This is a genomic window from Variovorax sp. RCC_210 (genome assembly GCF_041355175.1).
Lineage (GTDB): Bacteria > Pseudomonadota > Gammaproteobacteria > Burkholderiales > Burkholderiaceae_C > Variovorax.
The window spans coordinates 203,431-219,964 of record NZ_JBFUPJ010000005.1 but is presented as its reverse complement, the minus strand read 5'-3'; the positions used below and the strand labels follow the sequence as shown (position 1 = coordinate 219,964).

Genomic DNA, 16,534 nt, shown 5'->3' with positions numbered 1-16,534 from the left:
TCAGACCGCGGCGGTTGCGGACGGGGCCACCAGCGCATGCGGCTCGAGGCCGACGTGCGCGTTGTTGCCGCTGCTCGTGAGCTCGACCTTGCGGTCGTGCAGCTCGGCCAGCGCGCGCTTGTATTCGTTCGGGAACACCTTCACGAACTTGGTGCGCGACACGGCCCAGGTGTCGAGCAGCTCGCGCGCGCGCTTGCTGCCGGTCCAGCGGTGGTGGTCTTCGAGCAGCTTCTTCAGCTGCGCTTCGTCGGTCTCGCCGCCATGCCAGATCTTGCGGTGCACGCTCGCCGTCTGCTCGGCCGAGGTGAGCACCTTGTCCAGCGACACCATCGCGAGGTTGCAGCGCGAGGCGAACTGGCCGTCTTCGTCGTACACGAAGGCCACGCCGCCGCTCATGCCGGCCGCGAAGTTGCGGCCGGTCTTGCCGAGCACGGCCACCGTGCCGCCGGTCATGTACTCGCAACCGTGGTCGCCGGTGCCCTCGATGACCGCCGTGGCGCCCGACAGGCGCACCGCGAAACGCTCGCCGGCCACGCCGCACAGGTAGGCCTCGCCGGTGGTCGCGCCATACAGCGCGGTGTTGCCGACGATGGTGTTGCGCACCGCTTCGCCGCGGAAGTCCAGGCTGGGGCGCACCACCACGCGGCCGCCCGAGAGGCCCTTGCCGGTGTAGTCGTTGGCGTCGCCGATCAGGTACAGCGTGATGCCGCGCGCCAGGAAGGCACCGAACGACTGGCCGCCCGTGCCTTCGAGCTGGATGCGGATCGAGTCGTCGGGCAACCCTTGCGGATGCACCTTGGTCAGCGCGCCCGAGAGCATCGCGCCCACCGAGCGGTTGACGTTGCGCACCACCTCGATGAACTGCACCTTCTCGCCCTTGTCGATGGCGGGACGCGACTTCTCGATGAGCTTGACGTCGAGCGCGCGCTCCAGGCCGTGCTCCTGGTTCTCCACATGGAAGCGCGGCACGTCGGCCGGCACGCTCGGCAGCGCGAACAGGCGGCTGAAGTCGAGGCCCGAGGCCTTCCAGTGCTCGATGCCCTTGCGCATGTCGAGCAGGTCGGCGCGGCCGATCAGGTCGTCGAACTTGCGAATGCCCAGCTGGGCCATGATCTGGCGCACTTCTTCGGCCACGAAGAAGAAGTAGTTGACGACGTGCTCGGGCTTGCCCGAGAACTTCTTGCGCAGGATCGGGTCCTGCGTGGCCACGCCCACCGGGCAGGTGTTCAGGTGGCACTTGCGCATCATGATGCAGCCCTCGACCACCAGCGGCGCGGTCGCGAAGCCGAACTCGTCCGCGCCCAGCAGCGCGCCGATGGCGACGTCGCGGCCGGTCTTCATCTGGCCGTCGGCCTGCACGCGGATGCGGCTGCGCAGGCGGTTGAGCACCAGCGTCTGCTGCGTTTCGGCCAGGCCGATTTCCCACGGGCTGCCCGCGTGCTTGATCGACGACCAGGGCGACGCGCCCGTGCCGCCGTCATGGCCGGCGATCACGACGTGGTCGCTCTTGCACTTGGCCACGCCCGCCGCGATGGTGCCTACGCCGATCTCGCTCACCAGCTTCACGCTGATGCTGGCGTGCGGCGCGGTGTTCTTCAGGTCGTGAATGAGCTGCGCGAGATCTTCGATCGAGTAGATGTCGTGGTGCGGCGGCGGCGAGATGAGGCCAACGCCCGGCACCGCATAGCGCTGCTTGCCGATGTACTCGGTGACCTTGCCACCGGGCAGCTGGCCGCCCTCGCCCGGCTTGGCGCCCTGCGCCATCTTGATCTGGATCTGGTCGGCCGAATGCAGGTACTCGGCGGTGACGCCGAAGCGGCCCGAGGCGACCTGCTTGATGCGCGAACGCAGCGAGTCGCCGTCCTTCAGGGGCAGGTCGACCTCGACGTTGGCAGCGCCGATCACGCTCTTGAGCGTGTCGCCCTGCTTGATCGGGATGCCCTTGAGCTCGTTGCGGTAGCGCGCGGGGTCTTCACCACCTTCGCCTGTGTTGCTCTTGCCGCCGATGCGGTTCATGGCCACGGCGAGCGTGGCGTGCGCCTCGGTGCTGATGGAGCCCAGCGACATGGCGCCGGTGGCGAAGCGCTTGACGATCTCGACGGCCGACTCGACCTCGTCGACCGGCACGGCCTTGGCCGGGTCGATCTTGAACTCGAACAGCCCGCGCAGCGTGAGGTGGCGGCGGTTCTGGTCGTTGATGAGCTGCGCGTATTCCTTGTACGTGTTCCAGTTGTTGGAGCGCGTGCTGTGCTGCAGCTTGGCGATGGCGTCGGGCGTCCACATGTGCTCTTCGCCGCGGGTGCGCCAGGCGTATTCGCCGCCGGCGTCCAGCATGGTGGCCAGCACCGGGTCGTCGCTGAAGGCGGCCTTGTGCATGCGGATGGCTTCCTCGGCGATCTCGAAGACGCCGATGCCTTCCACGCGGCTGGCGGTGCCGGTGAAGTACTTGTTGACGGTGGCGGTGTTCAGGCCGATGGCCTCGAACAGCTGCGCGCCGCAGTAGCTCATGTAGGTGCTGACACCCATCTTCGACATGATCTTCGACAGGCCCTTGCCGATGGCCTTCACGTAGTTGTAGACGGCCTTGTCGGCGCTCAGGTCGCCCGGCAGGTCGGCGTGCATGGCCGTCAGCGTTTCCATGGCCAGGTACGGGTGCACGGCTTCGGCGCCGTAGCCCGCCAGCACGCCGAAGTGATGCACCTCGCGCGCCGAGCCGGTTTCCACCACCAGGCCGGCGGTGGTGCGCAGGCCTTCGCGCACCAGGTACTGGTGCACCGCCGACAGTGCCAGCACCGCGGGAATGGCCACCTGCGTGGGGCTCACGCCGCGGTCGCTCACGATGAGGATGTTGTGGCCGCCCTTGATGGCGTCCACGGCTTCTGCGCACAGCGAGGCCAGCTTGGCTTCCACGCCTTCGTCGCCCCAGGCCAGCGGGTAGGTGATGTCGAGCACGTAGCTCTTGAACTTGCCTTGCGTGTACTTGCCGATGTCGCGCAGCTTCGCCATGTCGGAGAAGTCGAGGATCGGCTGGCTCACTTCGAGCCGCATCGGCGGGTTGACCTGGTTGATGTCCAGCAGGTTGGGCTTGGGGCCGATGAAGGACACCAGCGACATGACGATGGCTTCGCGGATCGGGTCGATCGGCGGGTTGGTCACCTGCGCGAACAGCTGCTTGAAGTAGTTGTACAGCGGCTTGTTCTTGCTGGAGAGCACGGCCAGCGGGCTGTCGTTGCCCATGGAGCCGATGCCTTCTTCGCCGGCCTGCGCCATCGGGCTCATCAGGAACTTGATGTCTTCCTGGGTGTAGCCGAAGGCCTGCTGGCGGTCGAGCAGCGCAACCTGGCTCAACGGTGCGGAGACCGGTTCTGCCTTGACGCTGTCGAGCTTGATGCGCAGGTTCTCGATCCACTGCTTGTAGGGCTTGCTGTTGGCGAGGGTGGACTTGACCTCCTCGTCGTCGATCATGCGGCCCTGTTCCAGGTCGATCAGGAACATCTTGCCGGGCTGCAGGCGCCACTTGCGCACGATCTTCTGCTCGGGCACGGGCAGCACGCCCGACTCCGACGCCATGATGACCAGGTCGTCGTCGGTCACGCAGTAGCGCGAGGGGCGCAGGCCGTTGCGGTCGAGCGTGGCGCCGATCTGGCGGCCGTCGGTGAACACGATGGAAGCCGGGCCGTCCCACGGCTCGAGCATGGCGGCGTGGTATTCATAGAACGCGCGGCGGCGCGGGTCCATGGTGGCGTGCTGTTCCCAGGGCTCGGGAATCATCATCATCACGGCCTGGCTGATGGGGTAGCCGGACATCGTCAACAGCTCCAGGCAGTTGTCGAAAGTGGCGGTGTCGGACTGGCCGGCGAAGCTGATGGGGTACAGCTTTTGCAGGTCGGCGCCCAGCACCGGCGAAGACATCACGCCCTCGCGCGCCTTCATCCAGTTGTAGTTGCCCTTGACGGTGTTGATTTCGCCGTTGTGCGCCACGTAGCGGTACGGGTGCGCCAGCGGCCATTCGGGGAAGGTGTTGGTCGAGAAGCGCTGGTGCACCAGGCCCAGGGCCGACACGCAGCGCTTGTCCTGCAGGTCGAGGAAGTAGGTGCCGACCTGGTCGGCCAGCAGCAGGCCCTTGTAGACCACCGTGCGGCTCGACATGCTGGGAACGTAGTATTCCTTGCTGTGCTTGAGCTTCAGCCGCTGGATGTTGGCGCTGGCGGTCTTGCGGATCACGTAGAGCTTGCGTTCCAGCGCGTCCTGCACGATCACATCGTTGCCGCGGCCGATGAACACCTGGCGCAGCAGCGGTTCCTTGGCGCGCACGGTGGGCGACATGGGCATGTCGCGGTTGACCGGCACGTCGCGCCAGCCCAGCAGCACCTGGCCCTCGGCCTTGATGGCGCGTTCCATTTCCTGCTCGCAGGCTTCGCGCGACGCGTGTTCCTTGGGCAGGAAGATCATGCCGACGCCGTATTCGCCCGGCGGGGGCAGCGTGACGCCCTGGCTGGCCATTTCCTCGCGGTAGAGGTGGTCGGGCAGCTGGATCAGGATGCCCGCGCCGTCGCCCATGAGCTTGTCGGCGCCGACGGCGCCGCGGTGGTCGAGGTTTTCAAGGATCTTGAGGCCCTGCAGCACGATGGCATGGCTCTTCTCGCCCTTGATGTGTGCAACGAAGCCGACGCCGCAGGCATCGTGCTCGTCGGCACCGGAATACAGACCGTGTTCTTGGAGATGTTGAATCTCGGCAGCCGTCGTCATGGGCGCGCTCCTTCAGTTTTCGCAGGGAAAGGGAGCATATTGCGATGCACAAAGAATGCCAAACACTTTAATAGGGGTCAGATTCCTATTAAATCTTGAGTTTTCTGATCGGAATTAAATTGGGGACATATCAAAAACAGGAGCGAATGACCTATTGCTGCCGAGGCGAAGCGGCGGTTCAAGCGCTCAGGATTGGGGGTTGGAAGGCGGCCGACCCGCCTTGGCCTTCACCACCCGGCGCTCAGTGGACTTCTGCAGCGAGTCCAGAAAATCCTCGTCGCCCGCTGCCCAGCCGCGCAAGGTGGCCTCGGTCAGTGCCGCCTGGTCGGCCCCGCGCACGCCGCCGCGCACCAACTCGACATAGGCGGCCTCCCGCGCGAACGGCGTGTTGCCCAGCTCCCAGTACAGCGGGTGCGGCGTCAGCAGCCGGTCGTGCCGCAGCCCGGCGTAGTGGCAGTGGCTGGACCACGGAAAGTCGCGCGCATCGGCCACCATGCCCGCGCGCACCGGGTTCAGGTCGATGTAGGCCATGCAGGTCAGTAGGTAGCGGTCGGTCTGGATCAGCGTCGAGCGGTAGCGCCCTTCCCACAGCGTGCCGCTGCGGCCGTGCCGGTCGTTGAAGTAACGCACGTAGCTGCGCCCCACCGACTGCATGAGCTGCGGCAGGCCGGTGGTGCTGTCGGGCGTGGCCAGCAGGTGAAAGTGGTTGTCCATCAGCACGTAGGCGTGCAGCGCGACGCGAAAGCGCACGGCGTTTTCGGCCAGCAGCGAGAGCAGCTTCTCGTGGTCGGCACGGTCCACGAAGATCGGCTGGCGGTTGTTGCCGCGCTGGATCACGTGGTGCGGCATGCCGGCCAGGGTGAGACGGGGAAGACGGGCCATGGGCGTGTGTCTGCGAACCGACCTGCGGGCTGTGTGTGAGCGCTGTGTGTGTGGGCTGCGCCGCCGCTCAGGCCAGGCGAAAGCGCGTGTCGCCCAGCGCGTCGAGCCCGAACTGCGCCAGCAGCTCGCGCAGCCGGGTCGCCGCGCTGGCCTTTCGCTTGCCGGTGTAGCGCGCCAGGATCAACTCGTTCTTCATGCTGTGCTCCCAGCCCACCAGCTCGGTGACGGTGACGCTGTAGCCGTTGGCCTCCAGGTACAGGCAGCGCAGCACGTTGGTCAGCTGGCTGCCGATCTCGCGGGTGTGCAGCGGATGGCGCCACAGCTCGGCCAGCGGCGTGCGCGAGAGCGCCAGCGCCTTGGTCTCGCGCAGGCAGGCGGCCACCTCGGCCTGGCAGCAGGGCACCAGCACCATGCAGCGCGCCTTCTTGGCCAGGCCGAAGGCGATGGCGTCGTCGGTGGCGGTGTCGCAGGCGTGCAGCGCGGTGACCACGTCGATCTGCGCGGGCAACTCGCTCGCCTGCGCCGACTCGGCCACCGTGAGGTTCAGGAACGACATGCGCTCGAAGCCCAGGCGCTGCGCCAGCGCGCGCGAGCGCTCGACCAGCTCGCCGCGCGTCTCGATGCCGTAGACGTGGCCGCCGCCCTGCCGCGCGCGGAAGAACAGGTCGTAGATGATGAAGCCGAGGTACGACTTGCCCGCCCCATGGTCGGCCAGCGTGGCGCCCGCGCCCTCTTCGGGCAGCTCGCGCAGCAGTTGCTCGATGAACTGGAACAGGTGGTAGACCTGCTTGAGCTTGCGGCGCGAGTCCTGGTTGAGCCGGCCCTCGCGGGTGAGGATGTGCAGCTCCTTCAGCAGCTCGACCGACTGGCCGGGCTTGAGCACCTCGGCCAGTTCGGTGTCCGCCTTGGCGGCCTTGTTCGTCTTTGCTTCTTTGGTGGCGGTCTTCATGTTCATGGCTTGGCACTCCCGGGGCCGACGTCCAGCGCCGCCCAGCCTTGGGGGCCCAGCGCCTCGAGGGTGTCTATGTTGCGCTCGAAGATCGTTTCGGCGTCTGGAAAGGCATCGACCGCGCGGCCGACGCTGTCTTCGCGCAGCAGGTGCAGCGTGGGGTACGGCGCGCGGTTGGTGGCGTTGCCGATGTCGTCGGCCTCGGTGCCGGCGAACTGGAACCGCGGATGAAAGCTGGCCAGCTGGAACACGCCCTCGTAGCCGGCGCGCGCGAGCCGGCGCTCGGCGCGCGCCGTGAAGTCGTTGAAGTCCAGGAAGTCGGCCAAGGTGTTCGGTGCAATCAAGAGGGTGGTGTCGCGCTCGGAGGCGTCCAGCGCCGCGAGCGCTTCGGCCTGGGACAGCAACGCGTCCATCAGGTCGGCCGGGTCGGCGCTCTCGTACACGGCGTAGTGGATCTGGCCTTTCACGTGCACGGCCTTCGCGAACGGGCACAGGTTGAGGCCGAGCACGGCGCGCTCCAGCCAGCGCCGCATGTCGGCTTCGGCCTGGAGGGGGGCTATTGTCGCCATGCCGCTCATGCCATCTCCGCGGCAGGGCGAATCCGCCCCAGGCGCCGCGCGACCGCCATGCCGACCAGCGAGCAGGCCAGCGTGGCCGCCCACGTCCAGTGCCAGCCGCCGACGCGGTGGGCCAGCCAGGCCACGGCGGGCGGCGCCAGGAACTGGCCCAGCGAGGACGCCTGCTGCATCAGGCCGATGGTCGTGGACACGGTGGACGGCCCGGGCGCCAGGCGCACACCGAGAAAGAACAGCGTGGCCGGCACCATGCCGCCACCCAGCGAGAACGCGCAGACCGCGATGTAGCGCAGCGCGGGCGGCAGGCCCAGCGCGTCCGCGCCCTGCCCCAGCTGCGCGAAGGCGGCCACGCCACCCAGCGCCATGGTCAGGAAGCCGAACTGCAGCAGGCGCTGCGGCGCCACGCCGCGCTGCAGCCAGCGCCCGCCCGCGATGTTGCCGACGATGTTCATGGCCGCGGCCAGCGCGGTCAGCACCGCGTTCCAGGCGGGCGGCACGCCGGCGCCGGCGTAGATGGCCGGCAGGAAGCCGATCACCGCCATCCATTGCGAGGAGTACACCGCGAAGGTCAGGCCGACCAACCAGGGGGCGCGGGCGCCGACGGTGGCGCGCAGGCGCGAGGTCCAGCCGGTCGACACGCTTCCGGGCGCCGCCGCGCGAAGCCGGTCGGCCGGCACCGCCAGCCACACCCAGAACGCGGCGAGCGCCGAGACGAGCGACAACGCCCACCACCAGTCGGGCCATCCGCCCCAGGCGATCAACGCCGGCCCCAGCAGCAGCGCCAGCGCCACGCCCAGCGGCATGTAGGCGCCCCACAACCCCAGGGCAGCCTTGTCGGCGCCCGGCGGCGTCAGGGCGCGAATCAGCCCCGGCCCGGGCATCACGGCCAGCAGGAAACCGATACCTTCAATGGCGCGCAACACCAGCAGCCATTCGACGGCGTGCGCACCGCCCACCGCACCCGCTGCACCCTGGCCGACCAGCCCGCCCAACAGGCTGGCGACCGTCAACACACCGAGCCCGGTCAGCATGCTGCGGCGCAGGCCGATGCTGTCGGCGGCCAGGCCGGCGACCAGGCCCAGCGTCATGCTCGCGACCTGCACCAGCGACAGCAGGAAGCCGGCCTCCACAAGGCCGATGCCCAGCGAGGCCTGCAACGCCGGCACCGCGGGCGGCAGCTTGCCCAGGTGCAAGGCGCCGCTCACGCCGCCCAGCAGCACGGCGAAGACGGCGACCGGCACGCGCGGTCGCGCAGTGTCGGCTTGGCTCACGCGATGCCCCGGCGGCCAGTGAGCCGCTCGTGCTCGCGCATGGCGAAACGGTCGGTCATGCCGGCGATGTAGTCGGCGACCGCGCGGTGCCTGTCGTCGCGCTCGGCATAGGAATCGGGCATTTCCGTGCTGCGCGCGAGGTAGGCGTCGAACAGCTCGCGCACCACCTGCTGCGCCTGGTCGGTGGTCTGCGTGACCTGCGAGTGCCGGTAGAGGTTGCGGAACAAAAAGCGCTTCAGGTCTTCCGATTGCGCCTGCATGCCCTCGCTGAAGGCCACGACGGGCGGCGCTTGGCGCACCGCGTCGGCATCGGCGGGCGCCAGGGCTTCCAGGGCGGCACGCGTGGCGTCGATCACGTCGTAGACCTGCGCGCTCAGCATGCGCCGGATGGTTTCGTACAGCACGCGACGGCCGTGCAGCTGCGGGTATTCGGCGAGCGCCTCGCGGCGGTAGCGTTCGAACAATTCCACGTCGCCCAGTTGCTCGACGCTGATGAGGCCCGAACGCACGCCGTCGTCGATGTCGTGCGCGTTGTAGGCGATGGCGTCGGCCAGGTTGCACAGCTGGGCCTCGAGGCCGGGCTGCGTGCGGTCCAGAAAGCGCCGCGCCACGCCGCCGGGCTCGGCCGCCTCGATGCGCTCGGCGTTCGCGCGCGAGCAGTGCTTCAGGATGCCCTCGCGGGTCTCGAAGCTGAGGTTCAGGCCGTCGTACTGCGGATAGCGGTGCTCCAGCGCATCGACCACCCGCAGGCTCTGCAGGTTGTGCTCGAAGCCGCCGTGGCCGGCCATGCAGGCGTTCAGCGCGTCCTGCCCGGCATGGCCGAAGGGCGTGTGGCCCAGGTCGTGCGCCAGGGCAATCGCCTCGACCAGGTCTTCGTTGATGCGCAGGGCCCGGGCAATGGAGCGGCCCAGTTGCGCCACTTCGAGCGAGTGCGTGAGCCGCGTGCGAAACAGGTCGCCCTCGTGGTTCAGGAACACCTGAGTCTTGTAGACCAGCCGGCGGAACGCGGTGGAGTGCACGATGCGGTCGCGGTCGCGCTGGAACACATCGCGCGTGGGCGCGGGCGGCTCGGCATGCCGACGGCCGCGCGAGCGCGCGGGCTGGCAGGCATAGGCCGCGAGGCTCATCCCTCGCAGCACCGCGCGAGCACTTCGCGCACCAGCGCGTCGGGCGCACTGCGGACCACGGCCGAGCCGGGCTTGTCTATCACCACGAAGCGGATCTCGCCGGCTTCCGATTTCTTGTCGACGCGCATCAGCTCCAGGTAGCGGTCCGCGCCGAGTGCCGGGCCGACGGTCGGCAGCCCGGCACGCTGGATCAGCCGCGTGAGCCGCTCGACAAAGGCCGCATCCACGCCGCCCAGCCGTTGCGACAGGTGCGCCGCCATGACCATGCCGCAGCCGACGCCCTCGCCGTGCAGCCACTCGCCGTAGCCCAGCCCCGACTCGATCGCGTGGCCGAAGGTGTGGCCGAAATTCAGAATGGCGCGCAGGCCGGTCTCGCGCTCGTCCTGCCCGACCACCAGCGCCTTGATCTCGCAGCTGCGCTTCACGGCGTAGGCCAGCGCGGCCGGGTCACGCGCCACCAGCGCATCGACGTTGGCCTCGATCCAGTCGAAAAAGGCCATGTCGTGGATCGGCCCGTACTTGATGACCTCGGCCAGCCCGGCGCTCAACTCGCGCGGGGGCAGCGTCTGCAGCGTGGACAGGTCGCACACCACCAGCTGAGGCTGGTAGAACGCGCCGATCATGTTCTTGCCCAGCGGATGGTTGATGGCCGTCTTGCCGCCAACCGACGAATCGACCTGCGCCAGCAGGGTGGTCGGCACCTGGATGAAAGGCACGCCGCGCATGTAGCTGGCGGCGGCAAAGCCGGTCATGTCGCCCACCACGCCGCCACCCAGGGCGAACAGCACCGTCTTGCGGTCGCTGCCGTGGCCCAGAAGGGCGTCGAAGATCAGGTTCAGCGTCTGCAGGTTCTTGTGCATTTCGCCGTCGGGCAACTCGAGCAGGTGAACCGTGCGATAGCGGCCCGCCAGCGCGGCCTTCAGTGCCTTGGCGTAGAGCGGCGCCACCGTGGTGTTGCTGACGATCAGGGCGGAAGCGGCGGCCGGCGCGGCGGCGAAATTCCGGGGGTCGTCGAGCAGGCCGGCGCCGATGAGGATCGGGTAGCTGCGGTCGCCGAGCTGGATGTCGACGCGTTCTGGCGAAGCGGAAAGTACGGGCAAAGACATGGCAGCGAGTTTAGGCGCTGCGGCCGGGGCCGGCTGACCCGCATCGACCGACCGACCGAGCCGAGCCGGCTGCGGACTCAGGCTCCGGCGCCAGGCTCTTCGGGATGGGCGCCGGGCTCGACGATGCCGGCCAGCTCCAACTGCATCACGATGATGTTCACCAGCATGGCGATGGAGGGCCGACCGGTGTCGACCACGTCGTGGGCGGTTTCCCGGTAGAACGGGTCGCGCGCGTCGTGCAGCTCCCGCAACCGGCCCAGCGGATCGGCCACCTGGAGCAAGGGCCGCTTGACGTCGTGGCGCAGTCGCCGGAACAGGTCTTCGGGGGAGGACCGGAGGTAGATCACGTGGAAGTGATCGCGCAACTGGTTGCGGTTGGCCTCCCTGAGCACCGCGCCCCCACCGGTGGCCAGCACGCCCTCGGCGCTGGCGGCCAGGTCGGCGATCACGTTCTGCTCGAGGTCGCGGAAGGAGGCTTCGCCCTCGCGGTCGAAGTAATCGCGGATCGAGCAGCCGATGCGTTGCTCGATCACGTGATCGGTGTCGATGAAAGGAAGGTCCAGCCGCATTCCCAGGCGCCGACCCACTGCGGATTTTCCGGCGCCGGGCAAACCGACGAGTGCGACCGCCACGCGGTGGCTGCTACGCCCGCGCGTCAGCGCGCGGCGTTGCGGTCGGTAATCATCTTCGGGGTGATAAAGACGAGCATTTCGGTCTTGTTGGCAACGCGTTCGCGCTTGCGGAACAGTGCACCCAAGTAGGGCACTTCACCCAGCACCGGCACGCGCGATTCGTCATTGGTTTCGGTGAGCTCGAAGATACCACCGATGACGACCGTGCCGCCGTTCTCCACCAGCACCTCGGTCTGCACGTGCTTGGTGTTGATGGCCGGGCCCGCCGAGGTGTTCACGCCGCGGGCGTCCTTGCTCACGTCCAGCGTGAGGATGATGTTGCCTTCGGGCGTGATCTGCGGCGTCACTTCGAGCTTCAGCACCGCCTTGCGGAACGAGATCGAGGTCGCGCCGCTGGACGTGGCCTGCTGGTACGGAATTTCTTCACCCTGCTCGATCAGCGCCTTCGTCTGGTCGGCCGTGATGACGCGGGGGCTGGACACCAGCTTGCCCTTGCCGTCGGCTTCGAGCGCGGAGATTTCCAGGTTCAGCATGCGCGAGAAGCTGGAGTTGAACAACGAAATCGCGAAGGTGCCTGCCGCGTTACCGGTGCCGCCAGCGTCGCCTGCGGGGAGGTTGACGAAGTTGGAGTTGGTGAAGGTACTGGAAGAGCCCCCGGTGCTGTTCGACGTCGGGATCGTCCCGACGTTGGCAAAGGCACGGTTGCCGGCCGAGGAAGCAAAACGCTCACCGGCGATGCCGCCACCGAGCTTGACGCCCAGCGACTTGCCGAAGGTGTCGGACGCCTCGACGATCCGGGCCTCGATCAGCACCTGGCGAACGGGAATGTCCAGCTTCTGGATCAACTCGGAAACCTGCGCAAGGCGAGACGGAATGTCGGACACGAAGAGCTGGTTCGTGCGCGACTCGGCAATCACACTGCCGCGCGGGCTCAGGATACGGGTCGCCGTGCCGCTTGCACCGCCGCCACCGGAACCGCCTGCGGAGGCTCCCGTCCCGGTCAGGCCTTGCGCAATGACTAGTGCCTTGGTGTAGTTGAGCTGAAATGACTGCGTGCGCAGCGGCTCCAGGTTTTCAATCGCGGCCTTCGCCTCGAACTCGAGCTTTTCCTTGGCGTTCAGTTCGTCCTTGGGCGCGATCCACAGCACGCTGCCGTTCTTGCGCATGCCCAGGTTCTTCGCCTGCATGATGATGTCGAGCGCCTGGTCCCACGGCACATCCTTCAGCCGCAGCGTCAGCGCGCCAGTCACGGAGTCCGAGGTCACGATGTTGAAGTTCGTGAAGTCGGCGATCACCTGCAGCAGCGAGCGGATCTCGATGTTCTGGAAGTTGAGCGATAGCTTCTCGCCGTTGTAGCCCACGCCTTGGGTCAGCTTCGTCGGGTCGACCTTGCGGGCGCGCATTTCGACCACGAACTGGTTTTCGCTCTGGTAGGCGCTGTGCTCCCAGTCGCCCCTGCCTTCGATCGTCATGCGGACGCGATCGCCCGACTGCTGCGAGGTGATGAGCTGCACGGGCGTGCCGAAATCGGCAACGTCGAGGCGGCGGCGCAGGCCTTCGGGCAGCGTCGACTTGGTGAACTCGACGACCAGGTTCTTGCCCTGTTGCTTGACGTCCACGCCGACCTGGTTGTTCGGAAGATCGACGATCACGCGGCCTGTGCTGTCGCTGCCGAGCCGGAAGTCGACGTCCCGCAGCGGCAGCGTGTCGCGGTTGCGGTTCTCGGCGAATGCCGTTGCCGCGGACGTGGCGAGCGCCGCGCCCGCCGCAGGCTCGAGAACGACCAGCAGCGACTTGCCTTGAATCTCTGCCTTGTAAGCCGTGGCCTGCTTCAGGTTCAGCACCACGCGGCTGCGCTCACCCACCTGGACCACGTTGACGGAACGAAGGTTGCCCTGGTTCACTTCAATGGCGGAACGGCCGATGCCGTTCGTGACGCCCGGGAAGTCGAGCGCGATGCGCGCAGGCGTCTGAACGGCAAAGCCAGCTGGCACGGCCGTGAGCGGTTGCGCGAGATCGATGCGAACCACCTCCGCGCCGGATTGCGTGGAACTGGTCACCGCCTCGATGGCGTTTTGAGCATGGGCTGCGGCCAGTGCACCGAAGGCCAGCAGACCCAGTCCTGCCGCGCGCAGCCACTGTGCCATTTTGGAATTTTTGGGGTTCATTTCTTTCCACTCTCTTGCAGCTGCAGCGTTGCGACGCGCTCGATCCATTCACCGGCCGCGTCCTGCACGATCTCGCGCAGGCCGACTTCGGTTTCGTTGATACGGGTGATGCGCCCGTAGTTGAGTCCCAGGTACTCGCCGACGCGCACCTTGTAGAGGAGCTTGTCGACGCGGACCAGCGCCACCGGCTGGCTGTTGCGGTTCATGCTGCCCACCATGGCAATGGCGTCGAGCGGGAAGGCTTCGAGCGCCTCTTTGCGGCGTGCAAGTTCCGGCGCGATCAGCTCCGACGTGGTGGGCTGGTTCGACTCGCGGCGCAGCGCCTGCGTCAGCTTCAATATGTTGAAGGGCTCGAACGAGGTGGCCTCGGTGTAGGCCTGCGGCGTGAACTTCTTCGGGGCGGTGATCGGCGGCACCGAAGGCTTGACCTGTGCGCGCTGCTCGGCCATCCAGCGCTGCGTCTCACCCTGATCGGATTCGCAGGCGCTCAACCCCAAAGCAGCCAGCGTCAGCCAGAGAATCTTGGCTACGGCCTTCACTTTTTCACCTTCTGCGTGGCGGCCCGTTTCTGTGCGGCCCGCTCGTCGTCATCAAGGTAGCGGAAGGTGCGCGCCGTGGTGTCCATCGTCAGCATGTCCTTGTCCTTCTGCGGCGTGACCGTGATGTTGTTCAGCGTCACGATGCGCGACAGCGCCGCCACGTCGGCCACGAAGGCCCCCATGTCGTGATAGCGACCGGTAACGCGCACAGCGATCGGCAGCTCGGCGTAATAGTCCTTCACCGACACCTGGCCCGGGCGGAACAGCTCGAACTGCAGGCTGCGACCAAGGCCCGCCTGGTTGATGTCCGAGAGCAGCGCGTCCATTTCCGCCTTGCTGGGCAATTGCTTCTCGAGCAAGGTCACGTATTGCTGCACCTGCTCGCGCTGCTTCTTCAGCAGCTCGAGGTTGGCGGCCTGCGCCACCTTCTTCGAGTAGTCGGCCTTGAGCGCGACTTCCTTGCTGCGCTCGCTTTCGAGTTCGTCGTTCGAATTGGTCAGCCAGACGAACCACAGGGCGACCAGCACCAGCGCGGTCACGGCCAGGCACAGCGCGTAGCGAGGCACCGTCGGCCACATCGACGGATCGTTCGGATTGAGTCCGCGGAACTGGTCGCCGAAACGGCGGAGCGCCGCGGCGACATCTACTTTCTGGGAGGGGCGATTGCTTGCCATGATCGATTACCCCTTGGTCTGCGCCGCTGCGGCCAAGGCCTTGTCGGCGGCGGCCTTCTGCGCGTCGGTGGGCCGCTTCAGGCCGATGCGCATCGTGAAGTTCGCGACGCGGCGCTGGTCGCGCTGGCTCAGGTTGACATTGGCCGAGGTGATTTCGACCAGTTCAGGCTTGACGAGCCAGGGGCTGTTGTTGCCCAGGTTGCGCAGCAGTTCGGAGACGCGCTCGTTCGATTGCGCCATGCCTTGCAGGGTGACGGTCTGGTTCTCCTGCTTCATGTTGGTCAGGTAGACACCGTCGGGCAACTGCCGCACCAGCTCGTTGAGCAAATGCACCGGCAGGTTGCGGTCGCCCTGCAGGTCTTCGACTGCCAGCTGGCGCGCGCGCAAGCCGGCGATTTCTTCCTGCAACGTCGAGATTTCCTTGATCTCGACTTCGAGCTTCTTGATCTCGGCCTGCAGGAAGCCGTTCTTCGATTGCTGAGCCGCGATCTGGGCTTCGAACCACAGGTAGCCCAGCCCGGCAATCAGCAGGCCGAGAACGGCCGCGCCGCCCAGGGTGCCGTAGAACGCCTCGCGACGCTTCTTGCGTGCAGCTTCGCGGTGGGGAAGGAGGTTGATGAGGATCACTGCAGGAACCTCCGCATGGCCAGACCGCATGAGGTCAGATAGGAAGGCGCCTCGCGCCGAACCTTCTTTTCGCGGATGTTCGAGCTGAGTTCCATGCCGTCGAAGGGGTTCAGCAGCGAGCAGGCGAACGAGGTCTGCCGGGTCACCGCATTGGTCAGCCCGGGCAGCGATGCGGAGCCGCCCGCGAGCAGCACGTAGTCCACCCGGTTGTGCGGCGTGCTGGTGAAGAAGAACTGCAGCGCGCGCGCAATTTCCTGTGCGATGCTTTCCACGAAGGGCTTGAGCACGCCCGAGCCGTAGTCGTCGGGGAGGTCACCGTTGCGCTTCTTGGCTTCGGCCTCTTCGCCAGAGAACCCGTATTGGCGAACGATCAGCTGCGTGAGCTGCGCGCCGCCGAAGGCCTGGTCGCGGTCGTACAGCACTTCCTGGTTGCGCAGAACCTGCATGCTGGTGGTGAACGCGCCCACTTCGAACAGCGCGACGATGGCGTCGGTGCCCTTGCCGGGCAACTGCTCGATCAGGCGGGCTGTGGCCAGGCGCGAGGCGTAGGACTCGACGTCGAGAATCATCGCCTTCAAGCCAGCGGCTTCGGCCAGGCCTTCGCGGTCCTGGACCTTTTCCTTTCGCGACGCGGCGATCAGCACTTCGACGTCGCCGGGCGACGAGGTGCTCGGACCCGTCACGCAGAAGTCGAGGCTCACTTCGTCCAGCGAGAACGGGATGTACTGGTTGGCTTCGGACTCGACCTGGATCTCGAGCTCCTGTTCGCTCATGCCACCGGGAAGAATGATCTTCTTGGTGATCACCGCCGAAGGCGGCAGCGCGAGCGCGACATTGCGGGTGCGGGTGCCGCTCTTGCGAATGACGCGGCGAACGGCTTCCGCCACCTCGTCGAACTTCTCGACGTTGCCGTCGGTGATCCAGCCACGTTCCAGGGGTTCGATGGCGCAGCGTTCCAGGACCAGCTTGCCGCTGGCCTCACGGCCGAGCTCAACCAGCTTGACGCTGGACGAACTGACGTCCAGCCCGAGCAGGGGAGCGTTCTGACGACGAAACAATGATCCAAGAGCAGCCAAGGTAGGTTCCTCTATCCCCTGTATTTGTAACCAATAGAAAAATTTGCGTTCGGTTGCATGCTAGCAGCAGGCGTAGCACCTACCAAGCAACGCCGGGGCGCAAAACACACATCCGTTGTCAAAACCTGACGTCAAATCCGCATTTTGTAACTTTTGAAT

Annotated in this window: 13 protein-coding genes; all 13 read right to left on the bottom strand. The window is 66.8% G+C overall.

Going from position 1 to position 16,534, the window contains the following annotated elements; genetic code table 11:
- The gene (locus AB6807_RS17545; protein ID WP_286513266.1) at positions 1 to 4,749 is read right to left on the bottom strand and encodes a glutamate synthase-related protein; all 4,749 of its coding nucleotides are present in this window, start codon (positions 4,747 to 4,749) and stop codon (positions 1 to 3) included.
- 186 nt (positions 4,750 to 4,935) lie between these two features.
- Entirely contained in the window at positions 4,936 to 5,631 is a 696-nt protein-coding gene (locus AB6807_RS17540; protein WP_371085546.1) for a transposase, read from the bottom strand.
- Between the two features lie 67 nt (positions 5,632 to 5,698).
- A complete protein-coding gene (locus AB6807_RS17535) occupies positions 5,699 to 6,586 on the bottom strand; it encodes an SAM-dependent methyltransferase (RefSeq protein ID WP_371085545.1) in 888 nt (295 codons plus the stop codon).
- Positions 6,583 to 7,158 (bottom strand): DUF1415 domain-containing protein, encoded by a 576-nt coding sequence (locus tag AB6807_RS17530; protein ID WP_371085544.1) that lies wholly within the window; start codon positions 7,156 to 7,158, stop codon positions 6,583 to 6,585. Before AB6807_RS17530 ends, AB6807_RS17535 begins: the two co-directional genes overlap by 4 nt.
- A complete protein-coding gene (locus tag AB6807_RS17525; protein ID WP_371085543.1) occupies positions 7,155 to 8,396 on the bottom strand; it encodes a CynX/NimT family MFS transporter in 1,242 nt (413 codons plus the stop codon). Before AB6807_RS17525 ends, AB6807_RS17530 begins: the two co-directional genes overlap by 4 nt.
- A gap of 26 nt (positions 8,397 to 8,422) precedes the next feature.
- Complete coding sequence (locus AB6807_RS17520) at positions 8,423 to 9,553, bottom strand: deoxyguanosinetriphosphate triphosphohydrolase (protein ID WP_371085542.1); 1,131 nt, start codon at positions 9,551 to 9,553, stop codon at positions 8,423 to 8,425.
- Positions 9,550 to 10,659: a 3-dehydroquinate synthase gene (gene aroB, locus AB6807_RS17515; protein ID WP_371085541.1), complete on the bottom strand. Its 1,110-nt coding sequence runs from the start codon at positions 10,657 to 10,659 to the stop codon at positions 9,550 to 9,552. Before aroB ends, AB6807_RS17520 begins: the two co-directional genes overlap by 4 nt.
- Positions 10,660 to 10,736: 77 nt before the next feature.
- Entirely contained in the window at positions 10,737 to 11,291 is a 555-nt protein-coding gene (locus AB6807_RS17510; RefSeq protein WP_371085540.1) for a shikimate kinase, read from the bottom strand.
- A gap of 23 nt (positions 11,292 to 11,314) precedes the next feature.
- Entirely contained in the window at positions 11,315 to 13,459 is a 2,145-nt protein-coding gene (pilQ, locus tag AB6807_RS17505) for a type IV pilus secretin PilQ (RefSeq protein ID WP_371085539.1), read from the bottom strand.
- The gene (locus AB6807_RS17500) at positions 13,456 to 13,998 is read right to left on the bottom strand and encodes a pilus assembly protein PilP (protein WP_116912210.1); all 543 of its coding nucleotides are present in this window, start codon (positions 13,996 to 13,998) and stop codon (positions 13,456 to 13,458) included. The genes pilQ and AB6807_RS17500 overlap by 4 nt, the downstream gene beginning before the upstream one ends.
- Positions 13,995 to 14,672: a type 4a pilus biogenesis protein PilO gene (locus AB6807_RS17495; RefSeq protein WP_371085538.1), complete on the bottom strand. Its 678-nt coding sequence runs from the start codon at positions 14,670 to 14,672 to the stop codon at positions 13,995 to 13,997. Before AB6807_RS17495 ends, AB6807_RS17500 begins: the two co-directional genes overlap by 4 nt.
- 6 nt (positions 14,673 to 14,678) lie before the next feature.
- Positions 14,679 to 15,299: a PilN domain-containing protein gene (locus tag AB6807_RS17490; RefSeq protein ID WP_116912211.1), complete on the bottom strand. Its 621-nt coding sequence runs from the start codon at positions 15,297 to 15,299 to the stop codon at positions 14,679 to 14,681.
- Positions 15,296 to 16,375: a pilus assembly protein PilM gene (locus AB6807_RS17485; RefSeq protein WP_286513320.1), complete on the bottom strand. Its 1,080-nt coding sequence runs from the start codon at positions 16,373 to 16,375 to the stop codon at positions 15,296 to 15,298. The genes AB6807_RS17490 and AB6807_RS17485 overlap by 4 nt, the downstream gene beginning before the upstream one ends.
- Between the last annotated feature and the right edge of the window lie 159 nt (positions 16,376 to 16,534).

Coding starts and splice junctions, on each gene's coding strand:
- pilQ (WP_371085539.1), bottom strand. CDS start 13,459: ATGAACCCCAAAAATTCCAAAATGGCACAGTGGCTGCGCGCGGCAGGA.
- AB6807_RS17540 (WP_371085546.1), bottom strand. CDS start 5,631: ATGGCCCGTCTTCCCCGTCTCACCCTGGCCGGCATGCCGCACCACGTG.
- AB6807_RS17535 (WP_371085545.1), bottom strand. CDS start 6,586: ATGAACATGAAGACCGCCACCAAAGAAGCAAAGACGAACAAGGCCGCC.
- AB6807_RS17530 (WP_371085544.1), bottom strand. CDS start 7,158: ATGAGCGGCATGGCGACAATAGCCCCCCTCCAGGCCGAAGCCGACATG.
- AB6807_RS17520 (WP_371085542.1), bottom strand. CDS start 9,553: ATGAGCCTCGCGGCCTATGCCTGCCAGCCCGCGCGCTCGCGCGGCCGT.
- AB6807_RS17545 (WP_286513266.1), bottom strand. CDS start 4,749: ATGACGACGGCTGCCGAGATTCAACATCTCCAAGAACACGGTCTGTAT.
- aroB (WP_371085541.1), bottom strand. CDS start 10,659: ATGTCTTTGCCCGTACTTTCCGCTTCGCCAGAACGCGTCGACATCCAG.
- AB6807_RS17495 (WP_371085538.1), bottom strand. CDS start 14,672: ATGGCAAGCAATCGCCCCTCCCAGAAAGTAGATGTCGCCGCGGCGCTC.